The organism is Endozoicomonas atrinae, assembly GCF_001647025.1.
GTDB lineage: Bacteria > Pseudomonadota > Gammaproteobacteria > Pseudomonadales > Endozoicomonadaceae > Endozoicomonas > Endozoicomonas atrinae.
The window spans coordinates 1-8,312 of the sequence record NZ_LUKQ02000235.1 but is presented as its reverse complement, the minus strand read 5'-3'; the positions used below and the strand labels follow the sequence as shown (position 1 = coordinate 8,312).

The window sequence follows — 8,312 nt, the reverse complement described above, 5'->3', positions numbered from 1 at the left end:
GAAAATCAACATCATTAAAACCTTCGGGTAGCTGTGGTCGACGAGACATCTGTTCTAGATAATGCATGGTAATGATGCCTAAGCATAGTTGGCGGCAGCTTAAGGATTTAGAAAATGCGATTGGTATAAAATCCAGTTGGAACCAAGATAAACAAATAAAATGAGGACACACTGAGAAAAAGGTTATCAATATTTTCATAGAATACAGCAATAGAAAGAACAACCCCTAAACTGTTAAATATTGCATGAACAGTAAAATTTTCTTCTTTATGGCTCCTGCAATATGTAGCAAGGTTACTGATAAGGCCGATAGAAAAAAACATTATCGCTAGCATAATTTTTATACTGTTTGGCAAAAACTTCTCACTTAGACCAAGAAAATAGTCAAAATAGCCCATTGATATAAATACAAACATTGCCAAAATGGCAAGTAGTAAGTAACAAAAACACCTTTTATAGAGTGATCTAACAAATAGCTGCAATGCTTTCTTTTCGTTATTTTGCCCAGCTAATTGACCTATTCTAGGCGTCGAAGCGCTGATAAATGAATTCGAAAATTGATTGATTGCAGAAAAAGCGGCAATTGTCAAACCAACTTGTCCGGCAAGTACTGCCCCATGAGTTTTAAAGATAACAGGGACATAAAGCTGGAATATCAAATAACCACATAACCAGCTTATGGCATACTTTGTTTGCAGTCCAAGGACGGGCTTGAGATTTTTAATAGATACATGATTGTAACCATTTTTGAGAATCTGACCCCATAGCTGAGAGTTGTTCCTATAGTGGTAGGCTCCACCAACAACCGTTCCAGCAAAATAACCGCCCACCAAAGCCCAAATATCAAACCCACTAACTAACATTGCAATAGTTACAAACGTAACTGAAAATATAGAAAAAAGCTTTTCCTTATTAACTTGCTCAACTTCATTGAACCCGATGATGACAGACTGAATAAATGAAAGTAATAAAAATAAAGCGCCTACAACAGTATAAGTAATCCAGGGTAACAAGTATTCAAACTCAGAAAAGTACCAAAAACCCGCAGCTATCATAACAGGTATGATGATCACTATCATATAAAAATAAAATTTCAAGGCTGACAATATAAAAATAAAAATGTCTACATTAGTCGGCGTTTCAATGAACTTCCGTTCTGAAGTTATTTTTATACTATGAGCATTATGACTTATATACTGACTTAAAATTGTTGTAAACCCTAGATCTGCAAGAGATATGAGAGCACCTAAACTGACAAAGGAAAACCAATACCCTTGAATTTCTGATGATATTGTTAATCCCATAAACAACAACACTAACGGGCCTTTAATTAAGTTCCCCAGTGTCACCAATTGGACCCACAGTATTTTACTGTTGACTCCCAATTTATTCAGATAACTTAATATCAATTCTCTCACAGACATCAAATACCATCAATTAAAGCCTTTAGCTTTTATTAAAGAATCAAGTTAGGAAGCAATAGTGCAAAAATTTAAAATCAAACCCTATGAACCAAAGCTCTTCAAATAAGCTCGACCTTTTCTGAAAATAATTATACTCGCTGTCTTCACTTGAATAATCGGATTTAATACGGATAAAAAATACGTTTTCTTTTTTGTCTGATTAGTTACATAAACTGATTCTCGGAGAATGCTGAATACTTTGAAATAAGCCCTAACACTTTTTTTCAAATACTTTAGTAATCCAATGCCTTGTATTGAGAGAGCCTTCATCTCCAATTTGTGTCGTAGGAGTATATTCTCTGGAAAGGCATGATAAAAGCACTTTATTTTATCGATAAGTAGACCATCCTCACCATAACCCCAGTCTTTCTTTGTTTGCTCAACCTGGGTAACCAGAACTGGATTTTCTGTCAAATGCCAGACATTACCCTCTATCGAAGAGATACATCCCCAGTATATAAAAGGATATAATGTAGAGAGCTTACTTTTCACATACTTATCGTATAAACCATGTCGCCTGTATGTTACGCCACTAAGCTGGTGACATTTAAGACTCATTTCGATACATGTCTTCTCACCTGCAGTATAAAGTTTATCCGGAAGATCTGTATCCCTTCCCAATACTCCTTTTCTTTTTCCATTGGTATCAATCAGGTGAAAACTTGGAATGATCATAGCTATATCATTATTTTTAATTTTATCTAGAACTTTCAATATGTAATCTTTTGTAAGATAATCATCATCTCCTAAGTACATCACATAATCTGCTGTCGATTTCTTCAAGCATAACAGAGCATTATTTTCTAAGCCAATATTTTCACTCTGATTATAGACCTTAAAACTCCTGCAACCTTGTAACACCTGCTCGAGAATTACTTTGGTAGAGTCAGTAGAACAATTATTTGAGATAATTATATTTACTGATTGACTAACATTTTCATCATCTAAATACGCCTTAAGTAGATTTATATTTTTTTTTAAGAACTCAATACGGTTATAGGTAGGAATCAGTATATCTAGAGTCATATGCATTTTAAAGCTCTTCAAATATTTATCCTTGGTTATTTCTAACCCAATCGAACATATTTCTAACACCATCCTCAGAAGATACTTTTGGAACCCACCCAATCATTTCACTAGCCTTAGTAATATCAGCCACAAAAACTTTCTGATCACTTTCCCTTTCAGCAATTCTCTTATAAAACATTTCCTTATCAATAATCACCTCTAATTGATTGAATAGTTCCAACAAAGAAAGGCTGTTATCAATACCACCCCCAATATTAAATTCATTTCCAGCAATGTTTTTTATTCTTGTTACCGCTGAAAAATACAACCGAATCATGTCTTCAGCATGCAGAACATCTCGTACCTGCTTACCACTACCTGAAATAGTAAAAGGTTCCAGTTGTTTTCCCTGTTCTAATTCAAATGCTTTCTGGCAAAACCATCCCACCCAGCCTTGGTCGTAAGTTGAAAATTGCCGCCCGCCATACATAGAGGAGTGGCGAAACACAACCGTTTTAAGACCATAAATACGAGCATAGTCCAACATATACTGGTCAGCTGCACCTTTTGAGCATCCATAAGGAGAGTGAAAAGCCAATTGAACACTTTCATTAAATCCATCTGGTGCTTCAATGCATCTGTAACGTGTGGGTGTTTCTTCGTAAGTAAATTGTTCGAGATCTCCATACACCTTATTTGTTGATGAATAGATCACCCCGGTTTCTGGTGACTCCAGTCTTATCGCCTCAAGTAAGTTATGCGTCCCCATAGCATTGACTTCAAAGTCCATTCTTGGATCCGCTATTGAAGTTGTCATTGCAACTTGTCCAGCCAAATGAAATACAATATCTGGCTGAATTTTTCTTATCAAACGAGTCACATCATTATAATTTCTTATATCACCATGTATAAAATCGAACCCCCCCTTGCTTTTCAACCATTCGAGATTGAGGAGTGATCCATTCCGATAGAGATTGTCAAATATAAATAGCTCTATGCCCTGGCTTAATGCATATTCTGCAAGGTTGCTTCCAAGAAAGCCGCATCCACCTGTAATCAATAATTTCATCAGATTTATCCAAATTGAATTGTTTCTTGCAATGCATCTATTAGCTTAAATTTTGGTTTCCAGCCAAGTTCCGCTAGTTTTTTTATATCAGCCTTAGATTCCATAAGCTCATTTTTTCGGTATGGATAAGCAGTAAAATCGAGCTTACTTTTTGATGTTGTAATATTATGTACTGTTTCAACAAATTCCCGTATTGAAATCATATCTCCAGTGCCCAGTTCAAAATCCTCAAAACTCGGCAATTCACTGCACTCCATCAAGAGCTGATAAGCTGAAATCACGTCTTTTATATAGATAAAGTCCCTTTTTTGCTCACCTGGTGTGAGCTTAATAACTGGTACATTATTCAAACAGCTATTAATAATATTCGTTGTGAACTTGGTATCATCATCACCAGGCCCATACATATGCTCCAGCTTTATATTACAAAAACGGATACTACTTCTTTCAGAAATATTCCTGCCCCACTCAACAAACTGTTTTTTTGATAATGAATAACTATTTAAATATTTATCCAGCACTGTATCTGTATTAAAAAATACTTTTGTATCAAATAAGACCGCATTTTCCAGAAGATCAAGGGGATATTTTAAATTAACATCAAAAATTTCTGTATCTTTTTCACCATTTCTACCATAACACGTCGCAGTATGGACAATGGCTTTATAAGGATTATTTTTATCAAATGCTTTATCAAGACCACTTTCACGGCTATGGAATATCAGCTTATTTTCATAACCTTCTAACCGGCTCAGCTTTGTTTCTTTTCGGATCAGAGCATGTACTTCGTAGCCGGAGTTTACAAACGCTTTGGCTAAATGGCTTCCAAGAAATCCACTGGCTCCCGTAAGTAATATCTTCATTTCTTTTGCACCATCTAAAGCAACAAGCCGGTAAAAGCTATAGGTATTTACCGGCTTTATGATTCAAGCCACTTATTGATATTGATCAGCAAACGCTCTAAAGCTGTCGTGTACGTGAGACAACATCTCATCATTTAACCCGTGATGGCAAGCCAGCAGCACGCCGCCACGCATTACTTGATCTGCCAATGGGTAACCTTCTTCAGCCTTCTTCATCTCAATATTCTTGAAACCTGGCTGTCGCGTGATGTTACCCGTAAATACTACTCGAGTTTGAATATTCCGTTTCTCAAGGAAAATCTGCATTTCCCGACGAGTGAATGGGGCATCATCACGAATAGTCAGCGGGAAAGCCAGCCATCCTGTTCGAGAATCTGTTGTTTGCTTAGGGAGAATAAACCAGTTTTCATACTGGCTGAAGAAGTCCAGTTGTTTGTTGAAATACAATTCTCGTGCTTTTATGTTTTGCTCGAGCTTGGCAAATTGTACCAGCGCAAATGCAGCACTGATTTCTGATGGTTCCAGCTGATAGCCAATAGTCTCAAACACAAACTTGGCATCATAAGGAATACCATCAACTTCTATGTTAAAGCGATTCTCTATTGCTTCACTTTCTACAAATAATGAAGAGCTGCGCCCCCAGGAGCGAAGCAGTCTTGCTTTTGCTGCCAATTCATCATTTTTGACACACAGCATCCCGCCATTGCCAGCCCCATTAATTACATGAGAGCCATAAAAGCTGGTGATACTGATATCGGAATAATGACCACTGGAGCGACCTGTCAGTGTTCCACCAAGAGTATCTGCACTGTCTTCAATGATCTTCAAATCATGCTTACGACAAATTTCAATAATGCGATCCCAGTCACAGATATTCCCAATCAGGTTAGGTATACAAACTGCACTGGTGTTTTCGGTAATCATGGCCTCGATTTTTGCAGGATCAATGCAGTAAGTCCCTTCTTCAACATCCACAAAGGCAGGAATCAAACCGTTTTTAACCAGACAGCCGACAGTAGTCGCAAAAGTAAGCGCGGGAGTAATAACCTCACTGCCTTTCGGAAGGTCCAGTACTTCTACGGCAAGATAGAGCGCAGAAGAACCTGAGTTCACCATAATACCGTGAGGCTTATCGAACGTTTCCGCTACTTTCGCTTCAAACTCCCGCACATGCGGACCCATTTGCGTTGATGTGCGCAGCACTTTCTCAACAGCCTGAATTTCCTCCTCACCATGAACGGTGCAGCCATAAGGAACGTAAAGATAATCTTGGCGTTTAAGTTCAGTCATCGTAATACTCGATTCAAATAGCGATTACACGCTTGCCAATTGATATTGGTGGATTTGTTGAAGTGTCATTTCATGCATGTCAGCACCATTTTCATGGGCTTTATGCCATTCAGTAATCTTTTCCAGAGTCTGTTTCAGAGACCAGCGTGGCCGCCAGTCTAATCTGGAATATGCTTTGGAGCAGTCAAGCTTTAAGTAGTTAGCTTCATGTGGGTGCTCATTACTGTCCGTGCACCATTTGGCATTATTACCCCAGTGCGCTGTCAACTCATCTGCGATCCAGCCCACTGGTTTAGCATCGTGCAATTCAGGACCAAAATTCCAGGCTTCAGCATACTCACTTCCACTTTCATATAGCTTTTTCGCTATTTCCAGGTAGCCACTCAATGGTTCCAGTACATGCTGCCACGGGCGAATTGCTCCGGGGTTTCGTATAAACGCCGGCTGGCTGGAGATAAAAGCATTGATCATATCAGGAATTAAGCGGTCTTCTGCCCAATCCCCACCACCGATTACATTTCCAGCTCTGACTGTTGCAATCGCTGTTCGGTGTTCCTGGTATTTTTCGGCAGGAAAGAAAGAGTTTCGATAAGACGAGACCAGCAATTCCATACAGCCTTTACTGCTGCTGTAAGGGTCATACCCTCCCATAGGGTCTATCTCCCGATACCCCCAGTCCCATTCACGATTCTCATAACACTTGTCTGTAGTCACCAAGACACAGGCACGTACTGTATCTACACTGCGAATTGCCTCAAGTAAATGCAGTGTTCCCATTACATTGGTTTCATAGGTCTCTACTGGCTCCCGATAGGAATACCGAACCAACGGTTGAGCTGCAAGATGGAGAACAATCTCAGGTGATGAGTCTATCAGGGCTTTTTTGAGTTTCTGCCCATCACGAATATCACCAATTTGATGGTTCATATTTTCTGCCACGTTTGTAATGGCAAACAGTGAGGGGTCTGTTGGGGCTGGGAGAGAATAGCCACTCACATCGGCACCGAGTTTCTGTAACCAGAGTGATAGCCAGCTTCCTTTGAAACCAGTATGCCCTGTAAGGAATACTTTTTTCCCATGCCAGAAGTTTTCAATCACTCCCACGTTTTCCATGGTGCTTCACCTGAAGTCCAAAGTTTTTCGAGATGCAGTTTGTCTCTTAATGTATCCATTGGCTGCCAGAAGCCATGGTGCTCATAAGATGAAAGTTCACCATCCTCAGCCAGTTGCATCAGTGGCTCCTGCTCCCATATAGTCTGGTCATCCTGAATATAATCAATGACTTTTGGGGATAGCACAAAAAAACCACCATTAATCATTCCCCCGTCGCCTTTGGGTTTCTCCTGAAAAGAGATTACCCGATGATTATCCATCGTCAATGCCCCAAATCGTCCCGGTGGGAAAGTGGCAGTCAAAGTTGCCAGTGTATTCTGAGACTTATGGTGCTTAATGGATGCGGTAATATCGATATCACCAACCCCGTCACCGTAGGTAAAGCAGAAAGCCTCTTCATTCTGGACATAGTCTTCAACACGCTTTAACCGCCCCCCGGTCATGGACGCCTCACCAGTATCAACCAGTGTGACCCGCCAGGGCTCAGCTTTTTGATGGTGTACATGCATCTGGTTATCGCGCATATCAAATGTTACATCTGACATATGAAGGAAGTAATTCGCAAAGTACTCTTTGATTACATATCCTTTATATCCACAACATATGATGAAATCATTTATTCCATGAGCAGAATAGATTTTCATGATATGCCACAAAATAGGCTTACCACCAATTTCAACCATTGGTTTGGGTTTACTCTCTGTCTCCTCACTTATTCGGGTACCAAGACCACCAGCTAATATCACCGCTTTCATGTAATTATTCCTTGTTCACTTCAATTCTTTAAAGCCATGCCAAAAATGAAACAAAGACAGCCGTTTTCAAATGCTTTACCATATTTTAAATACGAAAGCCCTATTGAAATATAAAAAAAACAGCAAAAAAAGCACACTCAAACTAAAAATATAATCTTTTAAAAATGAGCTTTTACTAAAGCCATCCATTATTTTCGGACTTGACACAACTATAAAATCCGGCTGAATCTTATGATCAAAAAAATCACCAACATTTAATTTCTTTATCATAAAATCAAGTTCTTTCTCAGTCTTCACTTCTAAAATTTCATGAACAATTTCGTCATCATAAAAAAAAGCGTATTCCAGATACTTCTTGGTCTTATAAAACTCATACCACCTAATAATTGACTCAATAATTTTATTGTTTTTTTCTTCACCCTTTCCCTTAACTCTGATTTCTATGAGACCACCACCTGATTTAATCTTAAAAACCAGCAAGCTTTTTTTCATATCTTTAACAGTATTTTCTCGAGATTTTAATTTAAAATAAAAACCATATCGCCCCCCCTCCTCATTTAAAAATTTTTTTTTAATCCTAGAGAAAAGAGGCTCTTCACTAACGACAACCTCATTTTTTTTATTTTCTAAAAAGTAATTCACCCCATCTTTTAATTGATAGTTATTGACAAAATCTAAAAATCTAGAACCAGCATCCGGCATCGAGTATGAATACGGAAATATATTATCCAAATCATGAACATCGATAGAC

General features: G+C 38.5%; 8 protein-coding genes. All 8 read right to left on the bottom strand.

Translation table 11 applies throughout. From position 1 onward, the window contains the following. Nucleotides 1-107: 107 nt before the first annotated feature. Entirely contained in the window at nt 108-1,349 is a 1,242-nt protein-coding gene (locus AK963_RS22375) for a hypothetical protein (protein ID WP_139117591.1), read from the bottom strand. Between the two features lie 156 nt (nt 1,350-1,505). Continuing rightward, entirely contained in the window at nt 1,506-2,510 is a 1,005-nt protein-coding gene (locus AK963_RS22370) for a glycosyltransferase family 2 protein (protein WP_238593815.1), read from the bottom strand. A 4-nt stretch (nt 2,511-2,514) separates the two neighbouring features. Continuing rightward, complete coding sequence (locus AK963_RS22365) at nt 2,515-3,540, bottom strand: GDP-mannose 4,6-dehydratase (RefSeq protein ID WP_066017635.1); 1,026 nt, start codon at nt 3,538-3,540, stop codon at nt 2,515-2,517. A gap of 5 nt (nt 3,541-3,545) precedes the next feature. Then, nucleotides 3,546-4,403 (bottom strand): NAD-dependent epimerase/dehydratase family protein, encoded by an 858-nt coding sequence (locus AK963_RS22360; RefSeq protein WP_066017634.1) that lies wholly within the window; start codon nt 4,401-4,403, stop codon nt 3,546-3,548. Nucleotides 4,404-4,475: 72 nt separating this feature from the next. Then, on the bottom strand, nt 4,476-5,693 hold the full coding sequence (locus AK963_RS22355; RefSeq protein ID WP_066017633.1) for a DegT/DnrJ/EryC1/StrS family aminotransferase: 1,218 nt from the start codon (nt 5,691-5,693) through the stop codon (nt 4,476-4,478). A gap of 24 nt (nt 5,694-5,717) precedes the next feature. Further along, nucleotides 5,718-6,806 (bottom strand): CDP-glucose 4,6-dehydratase, encoded by a 1,089-nt coding sequence (rfbG, locus tag AK963_RS22350; RefSeq protein ID WP_066017632.1) that lies wholly within the window; start codon nt 6,804-6,806, stop codon nt 5,718-5,720. After that, nucleotides 6,788-7,561 carry a glucose-1-phosphate cytidylyltransferase gene (gene rfbF, locus AK963_RS22345; RefSeq protein ID WP_066017631.1) on the bottom strand — a complete coding sequence of 258 codons (774 nt, stop codon included), beginning with the start codon at nt 7,559-7,561 and terminating at the stop codon, nt 6,788-6,790. Before rfbF ends, rfbG begins: the two co-directional genes overlap by 19 nt. Nucleotides 7,562-7,636: 75 nt before the next feature. After that, nucleotides 7,637-8,312 (bottom strand): hypothetical protein (locus tag AK963_RS33460; protein WP_175404602.1); only part of this gene is annotated, 676 nt, incomplete at its 5' end.